This window comes from Streptomyces sp. NPDC005004 (assembly GCF_053600675.1).
Genome location: NZ_JBSGAH010000013.1, coordinates 161,609 through 180,651, shown reverse-complemented (window position 1 = coordinate 180,651; position 19,043 = coordinate 161,609). Strand labels below are relative to the sequence as shown.

Below are 19,043 nucleotides of genomic sequence, written 5' to 3'. Positions count from 1 at the left end.
GGCCTGTTGAGGGGTCGGCTAGAGGAACGTGTGCCCCTCGCCCCGGTAGGTGGGCACGGTCTCCGTGACCGTGTCCCCCTCCAACAGGTGCAGCACGTCGAACCGTTCGCACAGCTCGCCCGCCTTCGCGTGCCGGAACCACACCTTGTCGCCGATCAGCAGATCGTCGGCGGGCGAGCCCAGCAACGGGGTCTGCACCTCGCCGGCCCCCTCCTGCGGGTCGTACCGCAGCCCCTCGGGCAGATACGGCTCAGGCAGCCGGTCCCGGCCCGCCGCGCCGGACGCCGGATAGCCGCCGCCGAGCACCGTGACGACCCCGACACCGGGGCGCCGTACGACGGGCAGCGCGAACAGGGCGGCCGGACGGCCCCTGAACGACGTGTAGTTGTCGAAGAGGCGGGGCACGTACAGCCCCGAGCCGGCCGCGATCTCGGTGACCGCGTCCTCCGCCGCCGTGTACTGCACACTCCCCGTGCCGCCGCCGTTGACGAACTCCAGCTCCGGCGCCACCGCCCGGACGGCACGCACTGCCGCCCCGCGCCGCTCGGCCAACTCCCGCCGCGCCGCCGCCTGCATCAGCCGGATCGCCCGCGACCGCGCGGGGCGCCCGGCCAACGCGTCCCCCACGCCCGCGACATGACCCTCGTACGCCATGATCCCCACCAGCCGGAAACCCGGCCGCCGCGCCACCGACCTTGCCAGCTCCGCCAGTTGAGCGGGGGAGTGCAACGGCGATCGTCGCGCGCCGATCCGCACCCGGCCGCCCAGCAGTTGCAGCGAGGTGTCCAACTCCAGGCAGACCCGGACGACTTCACGCCCCCCTTGCCGCGCCGAGTCGATGAGATCCAGCTGCGCCACGTCGTCCACCATCACCGTGACGGCCGCTGCCGCCTTCGGGTCGGACGCCAGCTCCGCGTACCCCGCACGGTCGGCGGACGGATAGGCCAGCAACACGTCGTCGAACCCGGAACGCGCGAGCCACAGCGACTCCGCCAGCGTGAACGACATGATCCCCTGGAACCCGTCCCTCGCCAGCACCCGCTCAAGCAGCGCCCGGCACCGGACCGACTTGGAGGCGACCCGCACGGGTTTCCCCTGAGCCCGGCGCACCAGGTCGTCCGCGTTGGCATCGAAGGCATCCAGATCCACCAGAGCGAGCGGGGCATCCAGAGCGGCGGTGGCCCGGTCGTACCGGGCCCTGTCGGCGGCACGCGCAGTCATGACGGCAGCCTGCCAGACGCGATTACCGCAGGGTAGGGGGACGTTCCGGGCAGATGCCGCGGGGGCGCGGACTGGTTCCGTCCGTGGGGGTGGCAGCCCGTAGAGTGACGCGCACGTACGGCGGAGCGCCCCCGGCCGCATCGGCTGAACAGGGATGGCCGTCCGGCCGTACGGGTATGCGTGCCCGGACGGAACTCGCCCGCCGGGCCCGGCCGACCAGTCAGAACGGCCCGCGCACGAGCAGTCGGCCCGGGCAACAGGAAACGGGGGGTGCATGAGCACGGAAGCGCGCCGCGCCCCGTCCTCCGAGGCCGACGACTCCGGCAGTCCGTCCACGAGTACCGCCGAGAGCGGTGTGGTGGGGGAGCCCGCGGAGCCCTCCGTGTTCACCCCTCGCCCGCGTGTGGAGAAGAAGCCGACGGCCGCCGTGCCCGCCCCGGACGCGCCGACGAGTCCGCCTCCGCCGCCCGCCTCGGCGCGCTTCCCCGATGCCCCGCCCGTCTCCCCGCCTTCGGCCGGGCGGGCTGCCGGTCCGTCGCGTCCCGCCGCGCGGGCCGCCGCTCCGGCCACCCCCGCCACCCCGCCCCGCCCCGTCTCGCGGCCCACCCCTCCCGCCGAGACCCCCGAGGAGACCACCACCCGGCTGCGTCCCCTACGGCCCGCGCCCAAGGTGACCGAGCCCGCAACGACCCTGCACGGCGAGGCGGTCGCGACCGGTGCCCGCCCTGCGGCAGTCCCCACCGCACCGGCGCCCACCGACCCCGGCCCCCGTACCGCCTGGAGCCCCACCGCACCCACCGCACCCCACATCGGCAGCCCCCCGCCCGCGCCCGACCCCTCCTACTCCTGGAGCGCCGGGACGCCCGCGTGGTCGCTGGGGACGTTCGGGGAGCCGGAGCCGTTCGGGGGCGGGAGCGGAGCCGGAGCAGCGCGGCCGATGGCGTGGGCGCGCGGGCGTGTCGTCGGGGCCGCCGTCTGTGTCGTGCTCGGGCTCGGGCTCATCGGCGGTGCCGCCGTGGGGAGTTGGCTCAGCGGCGACGGGGGTGCCCCCGCGCCCGCGAGTGCCTACGAGGCCGCCGGTGGACTGTGGCACAGCGTGCCCGTGGACAAGCTCTTCCCACCCACCCTCGACGGCAAGGGCGCCGGTCCCGGTGGGGCCGACCGCACCTGGACCCGGATCGCCGTGGCCCCCGACAGCGGCTGCGCCGACGCCTTCGACCCGTTGCTGCGCAAGGTACTCGCGCCCGTCGGCTGCCGCAGACTGCTGCGGGCCACCTACACCGACGCCACACAGAGCTACGTCACCACCGTCGGCCTGCTGTTCACCAAGGCCGACCCCGCCGCCATGACCTCGCTCGCCAACCGCTTCCGCGGCGAGCACCTGGACCGCCGTACCGACCTGCTGCCCCGCCCTTACGCCGCCAAGGGCACCGCGGCGGCGAGGTTCGGGGACGCGCAGCGCGCGAGCTGGACCATCGACGTCCTCACCGACGCCCCGGTCGTCGCCTTCGCCGTCTCCGGCTGGGCCGACGGCCGCGGCGTCGACGCGCCGGAGCCCGCGGCGGACGCCGTACGCGCCGGTGCCACCAGCGCACCGGCCCAGGCGGGTCTCGGCAACGAGGCGCAGGGCCTGGCCGACCGTGTCGAACGGCGGCTGCGGCAGAGAGTCGGACCGGCCACGGAGAAAACCGCATGAGGCGCCCCACCCGCCCCAACCCCACCGTCCGTCGCACGCGCGCCGCCCGCGCCGCCCGCGCCGCCCGCGCCGTCACGCGTCCGGCACTCAGCCTGCTCGCCGCCGCCTCCCTCGCGCTGCTCCCGGCGACCGCCGCCCACGCGGACAGCATCCGGGCCCAGCAGTGGGGCCTGGGCGCCCTCCACCTGGACGAGGCGTGGCGTACGACGCAAGGCCAGGGCGTCACCGTCGCCGTCCTGGACACCGGGGTGGAGGACGACCACCCCGACCTCGCCGGGAACGTGCTGACCGGCAAGGACATGATCGGTTTCGGCGCCGGACCCGGTGACCGCGCCTGGGCCCGGCACGGCACCGCCATGGCGGGCATCATCGCCGGGCACGGCCACGGTCCCGGCAACGCGGCCGGGGTCATGGGCGTGGCGCCCAAGGCGAAGATCCTTCCCGTACGGGTCATCCTGGAGGACGGCGACCCCGCCCGCGCCAAGGCCCGCACCACCCGCGCCAACGCCCTCGCCGAGGGCATCCGCTGGGCCGCCGACCACGGCGCCGACGTCATCAACCTCTCCCTCGGCGACGACTCCGACTCCGCGCACCCCGAGCCCACCGAGGACGAGGCGGTGCAGTACGCCCTGCGCAAGGGCGTGGTCGTCGTCGCCTCGGCGGGCAACGGCGGCGACAAGGGCGACCACGTCTCCTACCCGGCCGCCTACCCCGGCGTCGTCGTCGCCACCGCCGTGGACCGCTACGGCACCCGCGCCTCCTTCTCCACCCGCCGCTGGTACGCCACGGTCAGCGCGCCCGGCGTGGACGTCGTGATCGCGGACCCCGACCACCGCTACTACGAGGGCTGGGGCACCTCCGCCGCCTCCGCCTTCGTCTCCGGCGCCGCCGCCCTGATCAAGGCGGCCCACCCCGATCTCACCCCGGCCCAGGTCAAGAAGCTCCTGGAGGACACCGCCCGCAACGCCCCGGCCGGCGGCCGCGACGACTCACGCGGCTTCGGCATGATCGACCCGGCCGCCGCCCTCAAGTCCGCCGCCGGCCTCAAGACCCAGGGTCTGAACTCGGCTGCCTACGGCGGCAGGTACTTCGGCACCGGCCCCGACGCCCCCAGGTCGGCGGGCAGCGCGACCGACTGGGCGGCACCGCTCGCGGGCGGCACGGGCGGGGTGCTGCTGGTGGCGGCGGTGGTGCTGTGGCGCGGCCGGAGGGAGAACAGCGGGAGTCTGATCCCCTAGGGGGCGTCTCCGCGAAGATCGGAGAGACGTCCCCTGGCGGCGCACCGCGTGCCTTCAGGAGTCCCCGGGGTATGAGTCCCTGCCGGACCCGGCGCCGACGGAGAGGAACAACCCCCGTGACCGAATGGCAGCTTTCCGAGACGTTCCCCAGCACGTCGGGCGATGTCCGCTGGGCGCGCCTCGGAACCTCGGGACGGGATCCGGTCGTGCTCCTGCACGGCACGCCCTTCTCGTCGTACGTCTGGCGTGCCGTCGCCCGTGCGCTCGCCCGTCGCCACGAGGTGTTCGTGTGGGACATGCCGGGGTACGGGGCGTCGGAGAAGTCCGCGGGACAGGACGTCTCCCTGGCCGCCCAGGGGAGGATCTTCACCGAGCTGCTGGCGCACTGGGGTCTGGAGGAGCCGTCGGTGGTGGCTCACGATTTCGGGGGTGCCGTCTCCCTGCGGGCGCATCTGCTGCACGGAGCGCGCTACCGTGCGCTCGCTCTGGTCGACCCGGTCGCGCTGTCCCCGTGGGGCTCCCCGTTCTTCCGGCTCGTGGGCCGGCACCCCGAGGTCTTCGAGCAACTGCCGCCCGCCCTGCACCACGCGCTGGTCCGCGAGTACGTCACCTCGGCCAGCAGTCCGGGTCTGCACCCCGCCGTCCTCGAACGGCTCGTCGAGCCCTGGCTCGGGGACCCCGGCCAGGCCGCCTTCTACCGCCAGATCGCCCAGGCCGGCCAGCGCTACACGGACGAGGTGCAGGACCGGTACGGGGAGATCGGCATCCCGACGCTGGTCTGCTGGGGCGAGGACGACACCTGGATTCCCGTGGCGAAGGGACGGGAACTCGTCGCCCGCGTCCCGGGCGCACGGCTCGAACCGATCGCCGGCGCGGGACACCTCGTCCAGGAAGACGCCCCCGCCGAACTCACGGCCCTTCTCGCCGACTTCCTCCAGCGGCCGGGCTGACACCGGCACACCCCGCTGACGGTCACTTCGTGGTGAACGCCGACACCGCCGCCCCCGCCGCCGACTCCACCAGGGAGATCCCCTGCGTCTGGGTCGTCGTCCCGCTGGAGAGCACCGCGACCAGGTAGGAGGTGCCGTCGGCGGCCCGTATCCGGCCGATGCTGTTCACCACCCACAGACCCGTCGTGCTGCGGGGCAGCCAGCCGTTCTTCAGGGCCGTGGTGCCGCCCTCGGCGGCTGCCGAGACACCCCAGCGCTGATCGGCGTTCACGGACTCCATCAGCGCGCGCACGTACGCCCGCGAGACGGTGCTCAGCAGCGAGTCGGTGCCGAACACCTGCTGGAGGAGGGCGAGCTGGTCCTTGGCGGTCGTACGGGTCAGGCCCCACAGCCCGTCCGCCCCTGCCGAGGTGTCCGTCATCCCGAAGCGCCTGTTGGCCGCGTCGAGCCCGTCCGCCCCGCCGACGACCTGCCACAGCGCGGTCGCGGAGGCGTTGTCGCTGGCCTCGATCATCCGCACGGCGTACGCCTTCTCCGCGGCCGTCAGGTGCCGTCCCTCGTCCTGGGCCCGGAGCAGCAGCGCGGCGAGGATGTCCACCTTCACGATGCTCGCGGTGGCGAAGTCCCCCTCGCCGTACACGGCGCTCCGCCCGGAGCCCAGGTCGAGCACCGCCGCGGAGACGGCCGCGCCCGAGGGCAGGCTCACCGCCTTCATCGCCCTGCCGAGCAGCGCCGTACGGTCCACGGCGGGCTGCGTCACGGGTTCCACCGATGCCTCCTCCTCGACTGCCGGGGACGAGCCCGGCGGCGACGCCGCCGACGATACGGCCCGCCCGCCGTCGTGCGCCCGCGCCTTCACATAGACCGTGCCGCCCGCCGTGACCCCGCCGATCACGACGGCCACCAGCGCGGCGTACAGCAGCGGGCGGCGGCGGACACGACGGCGACGGCGGCCCCGGCCACCCCGAGAGGACTCCATGCCCGCGATGCTCGGGGCGCCGGCTGTGCGTTCCGTTAGGCGGACGTTAGAGACAGGTCGGCGAATCCCGGCTTCCTGTGCGCCCGGTGACGAACGGGTTACCGCCCGGCACAAACCCGCCGACTTCGCCCCGCCCCGCCCCCGCTAGGCTCGGGCACCGTGGCGAACAAGAACATTCCCGACCCCGGTTTCTCCGACGACGACGGCTCCGCCGACCCCCGGCTGACCGCCGCGCTCGCGGCCTGGGCCGAGGACCGCACCGCCGTCGGACCCGTACTGGAGGCCCTGAAGGGTGCCCGGCTGCTGGTGCCCGTCGTCGCCGTCCTCGGCGAGGTCGAGGAGGACAGTGAGGAGGGGCGCGAAGCTCCTCGGAAGGGCGGTGCTGGGCGACGGGTGGGCGGGCTGCGCCGGGAGAAGACCAGCGACATGGCCGTGCCCACGCTGAAGGCGCAGGGGCGCACCGCGCTGCCCGCCTTCACGTCCACGGAGTCGCTCGCCCGCTGGGACGCCGCCGCGCGGCCCGTCGCCGTACCGCTGCACCAGGCGCTCCAGGCCGCCGCGCACGAGAAGGCCGACACGGTCGTGCTGGACCTGGCCGGGCCGGTGCCCTTCGAGCTGACCGGGCCCGCGCTGCTCGCGCTCGCGGAGGGCCGGACCAGCGTCGACCCCCTCACCGACCCGGCTGTCGTGGCCGCCGTCCGCACGGCCGTGGCCGCCGAGCCCGCCGTGCTGCGTGCCCACCTCGGCCCCGGACAGGCCGACGGCACCCTCGTCCTCGTCCTCGACCCCGCCGCCGCGCCCGCCGAGGCCGCCCGCGCGGTCGCCGGGCGCCTGGCGGCCGACGACACGCTGAGGGCCCGCCTGGTGCGCGGCCTCGACCTGGCACTGCTGCCGGCCGGGACCACGCCTCCGGGCGAGCCCTTGTACGTACGCGACTGAGCCCGAAGGGCTAAGTCCTGTCCGACCATTCTCGTCTGCCGCGCGGCCGCCCTCCGGGCGACGACGGGGATTGTGAGACAGGCCCTAGCCGTACACCGGTCCCGTGTACTTCTCGCCCGGCCCCTGGCCCGGGTCGTCCGGGACCAGCGACGCCTCGCGGAACGCGAGCTGGAGCGACTTCAGGCCGTCGCGCAGGGGGGCCGCGTGGAAGGAGCTGATCTCGGTCGCGCTGGCGTCGAGCAGCCCGGCGAGCGCGGTGATCAGCTTGCGGGCCTCGTCCAGGTCCTTGTACTTCTCGCCCTCCTCGCTCAGCCCCAGCTTCACGGCGGCGGCGCTCATCAGGTTGACGGCGACCGTGACGATCACCTCGACGGCGGGGACCTCGGCGATGTCGCGCGTCATCTCGTCGAAATCGGGGTTCTCAGGAGGGGTTTCACTCATACCCCACACGATAGGCGGCGGGGTGGTGCCGGCTTCCAGCCGGGCACGATCAGGGCTGGTCGGGCGTTCCCCGATTAGTGCCGGGAAAGCAAGCCTGCTAACCTGGTATCCGACCGGCCGGACAAGCACGCCCAGCGGCGAGCGATCCGGCCCACAAGTGGAGGCTTCGAACTCCCACCTGACCGCCTTCCGGGCGGCGGGTCACCGGTCAGACGGACCGCGGCTCTGCCGACGGCGTCCGTCCGAAGCGCGCCCCGCGATCGTCGCGGCGGTGTTCCGGTAGTTCGAGGAACCCGCCTGTGATCGTCCGGGGCATTTTTTGTGCTTCGGCGCGGTTAGGTCTTACGAACACAGACGTTACGCGGCTGTCCGCCAGACCGCCGTGTGGTGCTACCGAGGAGGATCCATCAGCGCCGAGCCCCGCATCAACGACCGGATTCGCGTTCCCGAGGTGCGACTTGTCGGTCCCAGTGGCGAGCAGGTGGGCATTGTCCCGCTGGCCAAGGCACTGGAGCTTGCGCAGGAGTACGACCTGGACCTGGTCGAGGTCGCGGCGAACGCCCGTCCGCCCGTGTGCAAGCTCATGGACTACGGGAAGTTCAAGTACGAGTCGGCCATGAAGGCCCGTGAGGCGCGCAAGAACCAGGCGCACACGGTCATCAAGGAGATGAAGCTCCGGCCGAAGATCGACCCGCACGACTACGACACCAAGAAGGGTCACGTCGTCCGGTTCCTCAAGCAGGGCGACAAGGTCAAGATCACGATCATGTTCCGTGGCCGTGAGCAGTCCCGCCCCGAGCTGGGCTACCGACTGCTTCAGCGCCTCGCGGAGGACGTCCAGGACCTCGGTTTCGTCGAGTCGAACCCGAAGCAGGACGGCCGAAACATGATCATGGTCCTCGGTCCGCACAAGAAGAAGACCGAGGCGATGGCCGAGGCCCGCCAGGCGCAGGAAGCCCGCAAGGCGGACGCGAAGGCCAACCCCGGCAAGTCGCAGAACGCCGCGGACGCCGACAGCGTCGAGAACGCCGAGAGCGCCGAGGCTCCTGCCGAGGACGCCGCCGAGGCCCCCGCCGAGGCGTGATCCCGGGGGCGCGAGCCCCGGGGACGCAACCCCATACAAGAGCGACGCTCCACCGTGCCCGGTTTCACGACCGGGCACCGGAGCGCCACCGACGAGGAGATAACGGCGCTATGCCGAAGAACAAGTCGCACAGCGGTGCCAGCAAGCGCTTCAAGGTCACCGGCTCCGGCAAGGTGCTCCGTGAGCGCGCCGGCAAGCGCCACCTGCTCGAGCACAAGTCGTCCCGCGTGACGCGCCGCCTCACCGGCACCGCCGAGATGGCCCCGGGCGACGCCGCGAAGATCAAGAAGCTTCTCGGCAAGTGACGCCCCGGCGCTGACCCCAGCGCCGTACGTCTTCACCGGGACCCAATCGTTTCCGGGTCGTGTGAGTCTGAGTCCACTCCACGGCCCCGCATAAGGAGTTAAACAAGTGGCACGCGTCAAGCGGGCAGTCAACGCCCACAAGAAGCGCCGGGCGATCCTCGAGGCGGCCTCCGGCTACCGCGGTCAGCGTTCGCGCCTGTACCGCAAGGCCAAGGAGCAGGTCACCCACTCGCTGGTCTACAACTACAACGACCGCAAGAAGCGCAAGGGCGACTTCCGTCAGCTGTGGATCCAGCGCATCAACGCTGCGGCCCGCCAGAACGGCATGACCTACAACCGCCTCATCCAGGGTCTGAAGGCCGCGAACGTCGAGGTCGACCGCAAGATCCTGGCCGAGCTGGCCGTCAACGACGCCGGTGCGTTCGCCGCGCTCGTCGAGGTCGCGCAGAAGGCCCTCCCGGCCGACGTCAACGCGCCGAAGGCCGCGTGACGCTGCTGCGCCGGCTCTGAGCCGACGTGACTGTACGGACCCGCGGGCTTCGGCCCGCGGGTCCGTTCTCTGTGTGGTGCGGGCTGGCTCGGCACCGTCGAAATCCGCCGTCGTGGCCGAGCGCCGTAGCGACGGGAAAGAATGAGGTGGAACTTCCGATGGCCCCCGAAACCCCCGATGCCACCCCCGAGCTGATCTCCCCCCGGTCCTCGCGCGTCAGTGCCGCCCGGCGGCTGGCTCGGCGGAACTTCCGGGGCAAGGACCGGCTGTTCCTCGCGGAGGGTCCGCAGGCCGTGCGGGAGGCGGCCGCGCACCGGGGAGCGGACGGTGCGGCGACGCTGATCGAGCTGTTCGCCACCGTCGAGGCCGCGGAGCGCTACGCCGGCATCGTGGCCGGGGCGCGGGACGCCGGAGCCCGGGTGCACCTGGCCTCCGAGGAGGTCATCGCCGACATCTCCACCACCGTCACCCCCCAGGGGCTCGTCGGCGTGTGCCGGTTCCTGGACACCCCGTTCGAGGACGTCCTCGCCGCCCGCCCCAAGCTCGTCGCCGTCCTCGCCCACGTCCGCGACCCCGGCAACGCGGGCACCGTCCTGCGCTGCGCCGACGCCGCGGGCGCCGAGGCCGTGATCCTCACTGACGCCTCCGTGGACCTGTACAACCCCAAGGCCGTCCGCGCCTCCGTCGGCTCCCTGTTCCATCTGCCCGTCGCCGTGGGCGTCCCCGTCGAGCAGGCCGTCCAGGGTCTGAAGGACGCCGGGGTGCGCATCCTCGCCGCCGACGGCGCCGGGGACCGCGACCTGGACGAGGAACTGGACAAGGGCGCCATGGGCGACCCCACCGCCTGGGTGTTCGGCAACGAGGCATGGGGCCTCCCGGAGGAGACCCGCGCCCTTGCCGACGCCGTGGTCAGCGTCCCCATCCACGGAAAGGCCGAGAGCCTGAACCTCGCCACCGCCGCCGCCGTATGTCTCTACGCGTCGGCCCGTGCACAGCGCGCCCCCGGAGGGTGCCGTTCCGTCACCAACAGCTAGTAGGGTGACCCACTCGGGGCCCTGCGCAGCCTGAGAGGTGGGGTACGGGGATGAGTGTGGTCGGCACGAGCACCGCGCCGGACGGACGTGCGGCGCGCCCCGCGCCCGTGCCCCTGTCCGGGGAGGCCGCCGCCATAGACCCCGACCAGTTGCCCGACGGCCTCGTGGTCGCCGACGAGCACGGCCGGGTCGTCTGCTTCAACGCCGCCGCCACCCGCGTCACCGCCGTCCGCGCCGCCGACGCGCTCGGCGAGCCCCTGGAGAAGGCCCTCCCGCTGGAGGACCTGGAGGGCAGACGCTGGTGGCAGCTCACCGACCCCTACGGCGGTCTCGCCATCCGCGTCCGCCAGCCCGAGCGCAACCTGCTGCTGCCCGGCGGCCGCGAGGTCCTCGTCTCCGCGCGGTACGTGCGCGCCGAGCCCCTCGGACCCGTCCAGCGCCTCGTCGTCACCCTGCGCGACACCGAGGCCCGGCACCGCACCGAGCGCAGCCACGCCGAGCTGATCGCCACCGTCGCCCACGAGCTGCGTTCCCCGCTCACCTCCGTCAAGGGCTTCACCGCGACCCTGCTCGCCAAGTGGGAGCGGTTCACCGACGACCAGAAGCGGCTGATGCTGGAGACCGTCGACGCCGACGCCGACCGGGTCACCCGGCTGATCGCCGAGCTGCTCGACATCTCCCGCATCGACAGCGGCCGCCTGGAGGTCCGCCGCCAGCCCGTCGACATAGGCGCCGCCGTCGGACGGCACATCCAGGCCCATGTGGCCGCGGGCCAGTCCGCCGACCGTTTCCTGCTGCGCGTGGAGAACCCGCTGCCCGACCTGTGGGCCGACCCCGACAAGGTCGACCAGGTGCTGAGCAACCTGCTGGAAAACGCCGTGCGCCACGGCGCCGGAACCGTCACAATCGACGTCACGCCCGCGCCCTCCCCGCGCGAGGGCGAGGAGACAGGCACGTCGGTCACGGTGAGCGACGAGGGGCCCGGCATCCCGGAGGAATCCATGAACCGCGTCTTCACCCGCTTCTGGCGGGGCAGCAAGCGCGGTGGCACCGGTCTCGGGCTCTACATCGTCAAGGGCATCGTGGAAGCCCACGGCGGCTCCATCACGGTCGGCCGCGCCCCCGGCGGCGGCGCGCAGTTCCGATTTACGTTGCCCGTGAGCGCCCCGGCCTATCTGGCCTAGGCGCCCGCGGGCCATTCGTCCACCCCGTCCCCGTTAGACTCGGCCCCTGGCACCTTTGTGTCCGCACACGGCCCTGGCGAGTCCCGGAGCCGGTGACGGGGACCATCAGCCGGGGCACCTCCCAGCCGTAGCTGGGGGCCAATCGGAAGCACAGGAAGAGATGTCGGCACCGAATAAGTCGTACGACCCTGTCGAGGTCGAGGCGTTGAAACCGGAAGAGATCGAGCGTATGCGGGACGAGGCGCTCGCCGCCTTCCGTGCCGCGGACTCCCTCGACGCGCTCCACGAGGCCAAGGTCGCCCACACCGGCCCGGCCTCCCCGCTGTCCCTCGCCAACCGCGAGATCGGCGCCCTGCCCCCGCACGCCAAGGCCGAGGCCGGCAAGCGCGTCGGCATGGCCCGCGGCGCGGTCAACAAGGCGCTGGCCGCCCGCCAGGCGGAGCTGGAGGCCGAGCGGGACGCCCGCGTGCTGGTCGAGGAGGACGTCGACGTCACACTGCCGTACGACCGCGTCCCCGCCGGTGCCCGCCACCCGCTGACCACGCTCTCCGAGCGCATCGAGGACGTCTTCGTGGCCATGGGCTACGAGGTCGCCGAGGGCCCTGAGGCCGAGGCCGAGTGGTTCAACTTCGACGCGCTCAACATCGGCCCGGACCACCCGGCGCGCGGCGAGGCCGACACCTTCTTCGTCCGCGACGAGAAGGGCGGCACCGACTCCGGCGTCGTGCTGCGCACCCACACCTCGCCCGTGCAGATCCGCTCCCTGCTGGACCGCGAGCCGCCGGTCTACGTGATCTGCCCCGGCCGCGTGTACCGCACCGACGAGCTGGACGCCACCCACACCCCGGTCTTCCACCAGGTCGAGCTGCTCGCCGTCGACGAGGGCCTGACCATGGCCGACCTCAAGGGCACCCTGGACCACATGGTCCAGGCGCTGTTCGGCCCGGACATGAAGACCCGGCTGCGGCCGAACTTCTTCCCGTTCACCGAGCCGTCCGCCGAGATGGACATGGTGTGCTACGTCTGCCGGGGCGAGTCCGTCGGCAACCCCGACCGGCCGTGCCGGACCTGCTCCAGCGAGGGCTGGATCGAGCTGGGCGGCTGCGGCATGGTCAACCCCAAGGTGCTGACCGCCTGCGGCGTCGACCCGGAGAAGTACAGCGGGTTCGCCTTCGGGTTCGGCATCGAGCGGATGCTGATGTTCCGCCACAACGTCGAAGACATGCGAGACATGGTCGAGGGTGACGTCCGGTTCACCCGGCCGTTCGGGATGGAGATCTGATGCGTGTCCCGCTTTCCTGGCTGCGGGAGTACGTCGACCTGCCGGAGTCCGAGACCGGCCGTGACGTACAGGCCAAGCTCATCGACTCCGGCCTCGAGGTCGAGACCGTCGAGCAGCTCGGCGCCGGCCTCAAGGGCCCCCTCGTCGTCGGCCAGGTGCTGACGATCGAGGAGCTGGAGGGCTTCAAGAAGCCGATCCGCTTCTGCACGGTCGACGTCGGCACCGCCAACGGCACCGGTGAGCCGCAGGAGATCGTCTGCGGCGCCCGCAACTTCTCCGTCGGCGACAAGGTCGTCGTGGTCCTGCCCGGCGCCGTCCTGCCCGGCGACTTCGCCATCGCCGCCCGCAAGACGTACGGCAAGACCTCCCACGGCATGATCTGCTCCACCGACGAGCTGGGCATGGGCGACGACGGCACCCACGGCATCATCGTGCTGCCGCCGGAGACCGAGGTCGGCCAGGACGCCATCGAGCTGCTCGAGCTGGTCGACGAGGTCCTGGACATCGCCGTCACCGCCAACCGCGGCGACTGCCTGTCCATCCGCGGCGTCGCCCGCGAGACCGCCATCGCCTACGGCCTGCCGCTGCGCGACCCGGCCCTGATCGACGTGCCCGCGCCGAACGCCTACGGCTACCCGGTCAAGGTCTCCGAGCCGATGGGCTGCGACCGCTTCACCGCCCGGACCGTCACCGGTCTGAGCCCCGAGGCCCGCTCCCCGATCTGGCTGCGCCGCCGGCTGCAGAAGGTCGGCATCCGCCCGGTCTCGCTCGCCGTGGACATCACCAACTACGTGATGACCGAGCTGGGCCAGCCGCTGCACGCCTACGACCGCTCGCTGGTCCAGGGCGCCATCGGCGTGCGCCGGGCCGAGGAGGGCGAGAAGCTCGTCACCCTCGACGGCGTCGAGCGCACGCTGCACGCCGAGGACCTGGTCATCACCGACGACCGCGGCCCGATCGGCCTCGCCGGCGTCATGGGCGGCCGCAACACCGAGATCGCCGACCACGACGACGAGGAGCACTCCACCACCGACGTGGTGATCGAGGCCGCTCACTTCAACGCCGTCTCCGTCGCGCGCACCGCCCGCCGCCACAAGCTGTCCTCCGAGGCGTCCCGGCGCTTCGAGCGCGGCGTCGACCCGCAGGCCACCGCGGCCGCCGCGCAGCGGACCGTGGACCTCCTGGTGCTGCTCGCCGGCGGCACCGCCGAGGCCGGGGTCACCGAGATCATCGCGCCGTCCGCGCCGCACAGCATCACCATCCCGGCCGACCACCCGGACAAGGTCGCGGGCGTGACGTACGGCCGCGAGACCGTCGTCCGCCGTCTCCAGGAGATCGGCTGCGACGTGTACGGGCAGGACGAGCTGATCGTCACCGTCCCGTCCTGGCGGCCCGACCTCACCGAGGCCAACGACCTGGCCGAGGAGGTCATCCGCCTGGAGGGCTACGAGAACCTGCCCTCCACGCTGCCCCGGCCCACCTCCGGGCGCGGTCTCACCCACCGCCAGCGGCTGCACCGCAGGGTCGGCCGCGCGCTGGCCGGCGCGGGCTACGTCGAGGCGCCGAACTACCCGTTCGTCTCCGAGCAGGTCTTCGACCAGCTGGGCCTGGACGCCGAGGACCCGGCCCGCCGGGTCGTGAAGCTCGCCAACCCGCTGAACGACGAGGAGCCCGCGCTGCGCACCACGCTGCTGCCGGGTCTGCTCGGCGCGCTGCGCCGCAACGACGGCCGCGGTTCGCACGACCTGGCGCTCTTCGAGACGGGTCTGGTCTTCCTGCCCCGCGCGGAGCGGGCCGCCGCCGTGCACCCGGCGGTCGACCGCCGTCCCACCGACGAGCAGCTCGCCGCGCTGAACGCCGCGCTGCCCGAGCAGCCGCGCCACATCGCCGCCGTCCTCGCCGGGGCGCGCGAGCAGGCCGGCTGGTGGGGCAAGGGCCGCCCCGCCGACTGGGCCGACGCGATCGAGGCGGCGCGGACCGTCGCCCGTGAGGTGGGCGCCGACCTCGTCGTCCGCAAGGGCCAGTACGGCCCCTGGCACCCCGGTCGCTGCGCCGAGCTGCTCGTCGTCGAGGACGGCGCCGAGCGGGTCGTCGGCCACGCGGGCGAGCTGCACCCGCGTGTGGTCAAGGCTCTCGGTCTGCCCGAGCGCACCTCCGCGATGGAGCTGGACCTGGACGCCCTGGAGCGCGTCGGCGACGACACCCCCCAGGCGCCGAGCATCTCCACCTTCCCGGTCGCCACGCAGGACGTCGCCCTCGTGGTCGACAAGCCCGTGCCGGCCGCCGAGGTCGAGGCCGCGCTGCGCGACGGCGCGGGTGAACTCCTGGAGTCCATCCGGCTGTTCGACGTCTACGAGAACGCCGAGCAGCTCGGCGACGGCCGCAAGTCGCTGGCGTACGCGCTGCGCTTCCGCGCCGCCGACCGCACGCTGACGGTGGACGAGGCGTCCGCCGCGCGCGACGCCGCGGTCGCCCTCGCGGGCGAGCGGACGGGGGCGGTCCTGCGGGGCTGACCCCTGGGGAAGTGCCGCGAGGTGCTTCGCGGAGCGTATGTGACGGCGGCGGCCGGGCGTGGGAGATCCCACGGCCGGCCGCCGCCGTTTCCGGCCCCCTCGGGGCGGTCTCGCCGGGCGCGCGGCAACCGGTCTCAGGTCCGCGCCCCGGCCCTCGCGCGGGCCGCGAAGACCGGGCCGCCGCCGTTTGAGGGGGAGCGGGCGACCCGGCCGGCCTCGCGCGAGGCACCCAGTGAACCCGCCGCGCCCCACCCGGCGACAGCGCGCACACCGCACGGGTGGACGTACTCCGTTCACACCCCGTGTGAAGGCGAACGCACTACGCTTACGCCACCAGGCAACCCCGGGGGGCGATGCCATGCAGCCCAACACGCTGCTCGACGCGATCCTGGACGAGGCGGGCGTCTCGCACGCCGGTCTCGCCGCCCGTGTCAACCAGGCCGGTCGCGGCCGCGGCCTCGTGCTGCGGTACGAACACACCGCCGTGGCACGGTGGTTGAAGGGCCAGCGGCCGCGCGGTCAGGTGCCCGACCTGATCTGCGAGGTGCTGGCCCTGCGGCTGCGGCGGCCGGTCACCCTCGACGACATCGGGCTCGGGGTGCCCGGCGAGGCGGCCGTGGCCCACGCCGGTTCGCTCTCCGGCTTCGTGGAGCGGGCCACCGCGCTGTGGCGCTCGGACGAACAGCAGCGCCCCCACGTCCTGGGGGCGCCGGCCGTGACCGGTACGCCCGCCGTGATGCCGGTCTGGGAGTGGGAGAACCCGCCCGAGGACACCGACGTCTCGCGCGGTGGCCGCCACCGGGTCACGCAGACCGACCTCGACACCCTGCGCGCCGCCCGCGCCCACTACGAGCAGATGTACCGCAAGGCGGGCGGCATCGCGACCCGCACCCGCATCGTCGGCTTCCTCAACGCCGAGGCGGCCCCGCTCCTGCGCGGCAGCTACACGGACGCCACCGGCCGCCAACTCCACCGTGCCACCGGCGGGTTGGTGGCCGTCGCGGGCATCTGCGCCTACGACTCCGACGCCCACGGACTCGCCCAGCGCTACTTCCACCAGGCCCTGCGCCTCGCGAAGGCCAGCGGGGACCGGGGGTTCGGGGCGTACGTCATAGCGCTGCTCGTCAACCAGTCCCTGCACATGCGGGAGTTCCGGCAGGCGGTCGCCTTCGCGGAGGCCGCGCTGCGGGCGGCGGGGCGGCACATCACCCCGGCGCTCGCCTCCGACCTGTACGCGATGCAGGCCAAGGCGTACGCCCATCTCGGGGACAGCGCGGGCGCGTTGTCCTGCATCCGGCGTGCGGAGACCGCCGCCGAGCACATCCGGCGCGGTCACGAGCCCGACGAGACCGGGTACGTGCAGCCCGGTCTGGTCAACGTCCAGGTGGCCGAGGCGCTGCTCAGCCTCGGGGAACTCGCCGCCGCGCGCGAGCACGCCGCCGCCGCGGTGGACAACCCGGCGCACGACCGGGGCCGCGTGCACCGGCTCGCCATGCTCAGCACGATCGAGCTACGCCAGGGCGACGCCGATCACGCCGTCGCCACCGCCGTTCAGATGGCCGAGCAGGCCCGTGGCATGGAGTCGCGCCGGCTGCGGGAGAGACTCAGCGAAGTACGCGAACATCTGGTGCGCTTCGGCTCGGCCGGGGCGACGGAGGCGGCGGAACTGATCGACGGGGCGCTGCGCGTGCCCCTGTAGAAGCAGGCGGGGCGTGCGGATGCAGGTGGCCGGGCGCACGGTAGGCCCGTCCTTCTCCCTGCTGCGATATTGCCACTTACTCAGCGGAAGGTGGCAGAACCGTGCAGTGGACGAAACAGAACGAGCAGACTGTGTACGCAAACCGCTGGTTCAGCGTCAACCTGGCGGACGTGGAGCTGCCGGACGGCCGGCACCTCGACCACTTCGTGATCCGGCTGCGCCCGGTCGCCGTCGCCACGGTGGTCAACGAGGCGAACGAGGTCCTCCTGCTGTGGCGGCACCGCTTCATCACCGACACCTGGGGCTGGGAACTGCCCGCAGGTGTCGTGGAGGACGGCGAGGACATCGCGAGCGCGGCCGCCCGGGAACTGGAGGAGGAGACAGGATGGCGCCCCGGCCCCCTGCGGCACCTCATGAGCGTCGAGCCGTCCAACGGCCTCACCGACGCCCGGCATCACATCTACTGGTCCGACCGGGGCGAGTATGTCGGTCCGCCCGTCGACGACTTCGAGTCCGACCGGCGCGAGTGGGTGCCCCTGAAGATCGTCCCGGACCTGATCGCCCGGGGCGAGGTCCCGGCGGCGAACATGGCGGCGGCGTTGTTGCTGCTGCACCATCTGCGGCTGATGGAGGGGTGAGAGGCCCGGACCGGACTCCCGGGTCGGCCACCGCCGGGGGGTACCCGGCGTGGCCGGTCCACCCGGCCGCGCGTCTCCGCGCGGGCCGCACGGCCCCCGCGACGACACGGCGGCGGGGTGGACTTCCCGCGGCCGTTCGCACCCTGAACACGGATCAACTGACCTGCGGATAGTTCCGGTTGGATGTCGCACAGCCCCAGGCCCACGCCATCCGTGACGCGACCCGACTCCCTCGGGCCTCATCGGGTCGGCAGGGCAAGCGCGGTGCTCAGTTGCGGTAGCGGTAGAGGATCCGCCCGCGCGTCAGGTCGTACGGGCTCAGCTCCACGAGGACGCGGTCGTACGGAAGGATGCGGATGTAGTTCTTCCGGATCTTGCCGCTGATGTGGGCCAGCACGTGGTGGCCGTTCTGCAGCTCCACCTTGAAGGTGGCGTTGCGCAGACATTCGAGGACGGTGCCTTCGAGTTCCAGGCCCTTCGATGTTCTTGCCAAGGTCGCTCGTTTCTCGATTCTCTGGGTTGTCGTTCCGGTGTGTGCGGTGCGGGTGTCAGTGGCGCACCAGTTCCAGGTAGCTGCCCGATCGCCGGGCACCGACGCCTTCGACCAGCGTGATTGCCGCCATGTTGGTCTCGTCCACCTCGGCCCAGGCGGAGTCGATCCCGTCCCGGTGCAGCGCGCCCAGGGCGTGGGTGAGCAGCGCCCGCCCGATGCCGTGCCGCCGCTGCCCGGCCCGTACGGCGAGGAGGCCGATCCGGGCACGGCTGCGGACCGGTACGACCCGGATCAGTCCGGCGTACGCGCCGTTCCGCACCGCCACCGCGTACTTCGACGGGTCCACCAGGGTGTCCCCGGCCGGGCGGGGGAGCACCTCGGCGGGCATGGTGCGCCAGCCGACGGTGGCTTCGACTTCCTCCCGGACCGCCCGGTTCAGCGCGCGCAGCGGGGCTTCCTCCGCCTGGCCGGCGGGCAGGATGGTGACGCCCTCCGGGAGTTGAGGTGTGACCGGTCCGGTGGGCAGCACGTACTCCCACTCACGGCGTCCGGGGGTGAAGCCGAGCCGTTCCCACTTCGCCGTCAGCTCGTGGTCGTCCGCGCCGACCAGGGTGTGGAGCGGCGCGGTGAGACCGTCCAGCATCGCGGTGGCGAGCCGGTCGAAGACCGCGTCCTGCCACACGTCGACGCTGACGAAGAGCCGCCCGTCGGGCCGGTGCGAGACGTCGCCCTCACCGATGATCCGACCGTCGTCAACGGCCTCCCATCGGGTCTCGGCGACCCGCGTGATGTGCACAGTGTCCATAGGTGTTCGCCTTTCAGGAATGCCTTGTCGAACAGACGCTCCCAACGACACC

At 72.9% G+C, this 19,043-nt stretch carries 18 protein-coding genes; 13 read left to right on the top strand and 5 right to left on the bottom strand.

Annotation, left to right across the window (positions count from 1 at the left end; genetic code table 11):
- Positions 1-18: 18 nt before the first annotated feature.
- Positions 19-1,221, bottom strand: coding sequence for an amino acid deaminase/aldolase (locus tag ACWEEU_RS20545; protein ID WP_451734052.1), 1,203 nt, complete (start codon positions 1,219-1,221; stop codon positions 19-21).
- Between the two features lie 274 nt (positions 1,222-1,495).
- Between ACWEEU_RS20545 and ACWEEU_RS20540 the strand changes: the two genes are divergently transcribed.
- The 3 genes from ACWEEU_RS20540 (at position 1,496) to ACWEEU_RS20530 (ending at position 5,105) form a co-directional block, all read left to right on the top strand.
- The gene (locus tag ACWEEU_RS20540; protein ID WP_385746231.1) at positions 1,496-2,917 is read left to right on the top strand and encodes a hypothetical protein; all 1,422 of its coding nucleotides are present in this window, start codon (positions 1,496-1,498) and stop codon (positions 2,915-2,917) included.
- Positions 2,914-4,155, top strand: coding sequence for a type VII secretion-associated serine protease mycosin (mycP, locus tag ACWEEU_RS20535; RefSeq protein ID WP_451734050.1), 1,242 nt, complete (start codon positions 2,914-2,916; stop codon positions 4,153-4,155). Before ACWEEU_RS20540 ends, mycP begins: the two co-directional genes overlap by 4 nt.
- Positions 4,156-4,271: 116 nt before the next feature.
- Complete coding sequence (locus ACWEEU_RS20530; protein ID WP_451734048.1) at positions 4,272-5,105, top strand: alpha/beta fold hydrolase; 834 nt, start codon at positions 4,272-4,274, stop codon at positions 5,103-5,105.
- Between the two features lie 22 nt (positions 5,106-5,127).
- Here the strand turns inward: ACWEEU_RS20530 and ACWEEU_RS20525 are convergent, their stop codons facing one another.
- Positions 5,128-6,084 carry a serine hydrolase gene (locus ACWEEU_RS20525; protein ID WP_451734046.1) on the bottom strand — a complete coding sequence of 319 codons (957 nt, stop codon included), beginning with the start codon at positions 6,082-6,084 and terminating at the stop codon, positions 5,128-5,130.
- Between the two features lie 159 nt (positions 6,085-6,243).
- On the opposite strand from ACWEEU_RS20525, the gene ACWEEU_RS20520 reads away from it, so the two are divergent.
- A complete protein-coding gene (locus ACWEEU_RS20520; RefSeq protein ID WP_385746239.1) occupies positions 6,244-7,023 on the top strand; it encodes an SseB family protein in 780 nt (259 codons plus the stop codon).
- A gap of 84 nt (positions 7,024-7,107) precedes the next feature.
- Here ACWEEU_RS20520 and ACWEEU_RS20515 read toward each other — a convergent pair whose 3' ends face one another.
- Complete coding sequence (locus ACWEEU_RS20515) at positions 7,108-7,464, bottom strand: DUF1844 domain-containing protein (protein ID WP_199585879.1); 357 nt, start codon at positions 7,462-7,464, stop codon at positions 7,108-7,110.
- Positions 7,465-7,846: 382 nt separating this feature from the next.
- On the opposite strand from ACWEEU_RS20515, the gene infC reads away from it, so the two are divergent.
- The 9 genes from infC to ACWEEU_RS20470 all read left to right on the top strand — a co-directional run bounded on the left by infC (position 7,847) and on the right by ACWEEU_RS20470 (position 17,693).
- Positions 7,847-8,548 (top strand): translation initiation factor IF-3, encoded by a 702-nt coding sequence (gene infC / locus ACWEEU_RS20510; RefSeq protein WP_385746241.1) that lies wholly within the window; start codon positions 7,847-7,849, stop codon positions 8,546-8,548.
- Between the two features lie 110 nt (positions 8,549-8,658).
- A complete protein-coding gene (gene rpmI, locus ACWEEU_RS20505) occupies positions 8,659-8,853 on the top strand; it encodes a 50S ribosomal protein L35 (protein ID WP_018549118.1) in 195 nt (64 codons plus the stop codon).
- Between the two features lie 106 nt (positions 8,854-8,959).
- Positions 8,960-9,343, top strand: coding sequence for a 50S ribosomal protein L20 (gene rplT / locus ACWEEU_RS20500; RefSeq protein ID WP_162469411.1), 384 nt, complete (start codon positions 8,960-8,962; stop codon positions 9,341-9,343).
- Positions 9,344-9,501: 158 nt separating this feature from the next.
- Positions 9,502-10,377, top strand: a complete 876-nt coding sequence (locus tag ACWEEU_RS20495; RefSeq protein WP_385746244.1) for a TrmH family RNA methyltransferase — start codon at positions 9,502-9,504, stop codon at positions 10,375-10,377.
- A gap of 50 nt (positions 10,378-10,427) precedes the next feature.
- Positions 10,428-11,561, top strand: coding sequence for a sensor histidine kinase (locus ACWEEU_RS20490; protein ID WP_385746246.1), 1,134 nt, complete (start codon positions 10,428-10,430; stop codon positions 11,559-11,561).
- Positions 11,562-11,721: 160 nt separating this feature from the next.
- Entirely contained in the window at positions 11,722-12,843 is a 1,122-nt protein-coding gene (gene pheS / locus ACWEEU_RS20485) for a phenylalanine--tRNA ligase subunit alpha (RefSeq protein ID WP_385746248.1), read from the top strand.
- The gene (gene pheT / locus ACWEEU_RS20480) at positions 12,843-15,356 is read left to right on the top strand and encodes a phenylalanine--tRNA ligase subunit beta (protein WP_451734041.1); all 2,514 of its coding nucleotides are present in this window, start codon (positions 12,843-12,845) and stop codon (positions 15,354-15,356) included. Before pheS ends, pheT begins: the two co-directional genes overlap by 1 nt.
- A gap of 358 nt (positions 15,357-15,714) precedes the next feature.
- On the top strand, positions 15,715-17,055 hold the full coding sequence (locus tag ACWEEU_RS20475; protein WP_385743077.1) for a transcriptional regulator: 1,341 nt from the start codon (positions 15,715-15,717) through the stop codon (positions 17,053-17,055).
- A 101-nt stretch (positions 17,056-17,156) separates the two neighbouring features.
- Positions 17,157-17,693 (top strand): NUDIX hydrolase, encoded by a 537-nt coding sequence (locus ACWEEU_RS20470; protein WP_385743075.1) that lies wholly within the window; start codon positions 17,157-17,159, stop codon positions 17,691-17,693.
- A gap of 268 nt (positions 17,694-17,961) precedes the next feature.
- Here the strand turns inward: ACWEEU_RS20470 and infA are convergent, their stop codons facing one another.
- Together infA and ACWEEU_RS20460 are read right to left on the bottom strand one after the other, a co-directional pair.
- Positions 17,962-18,186, bottom strand: a complete 225-nt coding sequence (gene infA, locus ACWEEU_RS20465) for a translation initiation factor IF-1 (protein WP_018549108.1) — start codon at positions 18,184-18,186, stop codon at positions 17,962-17,964.
- Positions 18,187-18,241: 55 nt separating this feature from the next.
- Complete coding sequence (locus ACWEEU_RS20460; RefSeq protein ID WP_451734038.1) at positions 18,242-18,991, bottom strand: N-acetyltransferase family protein; 750 nt, start codon at positions 18,989-18,991, stop codon at positions 18,242-18,244.
- Positions 18,992-19,043 lie beyond the last annotated feature (52 nt).

Bases quoted from the DNA above. Each gene is read 5' to 3' on its own strand.
- ACWEEU_RS20460 (WP_451734038.1), bottom strand. From the start codon at position 18,991: ATGGACACTGTGCACATCACGCGGGTCGCCGAGACCCGATGGGAGGCC.
- pheS (WP_385746248.1), top strand. From the start codon at position 11,722: ATGTCGGCACCGAATAAGTCGTACGACCCTGTCGAGGTCGAGGCGTTG.
- ACWEEU_RS20490 (WP_385746246.1), top strand. From the start codon at position 10,428: ATGAGTGTGGTCGGCACGAGCACCGCGCCGGACGGACGTGCGGCGCGC.
- ACWEEU_RS20525 (WP_451734046.1), bottom strand. From the start codon at position 6,084: ATGGAGTCCTCTCGGGGTGGCCGGGGCCGCCGTCGCCGTCGTGTCCGC.
- ACWEEU_RS20495 (WP_385746244.1), top strand. From the start codon at position 9,502: ATGGCCCCCGAAACCCCCGATGCCACCCCCGAGCTGATCTCCCCCCGG.
- pheT (WP_451734041.1), top strand. From the start codon at position 12,843: ATGCGTGTCCCGCTTTCCTGGCTGCGGGAGTACGTCGACCTGCCGGAG.
- ACWEEU_RS20540 (WP_385746231.1), top strand. From the start codon at position 1,496: ATGAGCACGGAAGCGCGCCGCGCCCCGTCCTCCGAGGCCGACGACTCC.
- ACWEEU_RS20545 (WP_451734052.1), bottom strand. From the start codon at position 1,221: ATGACTGCGCGTGCCGCCGACAGGGCCCGGTACGACCGGGCCACCGCC.
- ACWEEU_RS20475 (WP_385743077.1), top strand. From the start codon at position 15,715: ATGCAGCCCAACACGCTGCTCGACGCGATCCTGGACGAGGCGGGCGTC.
- mycP (WP_451734050.1), top strand. From the start codon at position 2,914: ATGAGGCGCCCCACCCGCCCCAACCCCACCGTCCGTCGCACGCGCGCC.
- ACWEEU_RS20515 (WP_199585879.1), bottom strand. From the start codon at position 7,464: ATGAGTGAAACCCCTCCTGAGAACCCCGATTTCGACGAGATGACGCGC.
- rpmI (WP_018549118.1), top strand. From the start codon at position 8,659: ATGCCGAAGAACAAGTCGCACAGCGGTGCCAGCAAGCGCTTCAAGGTC.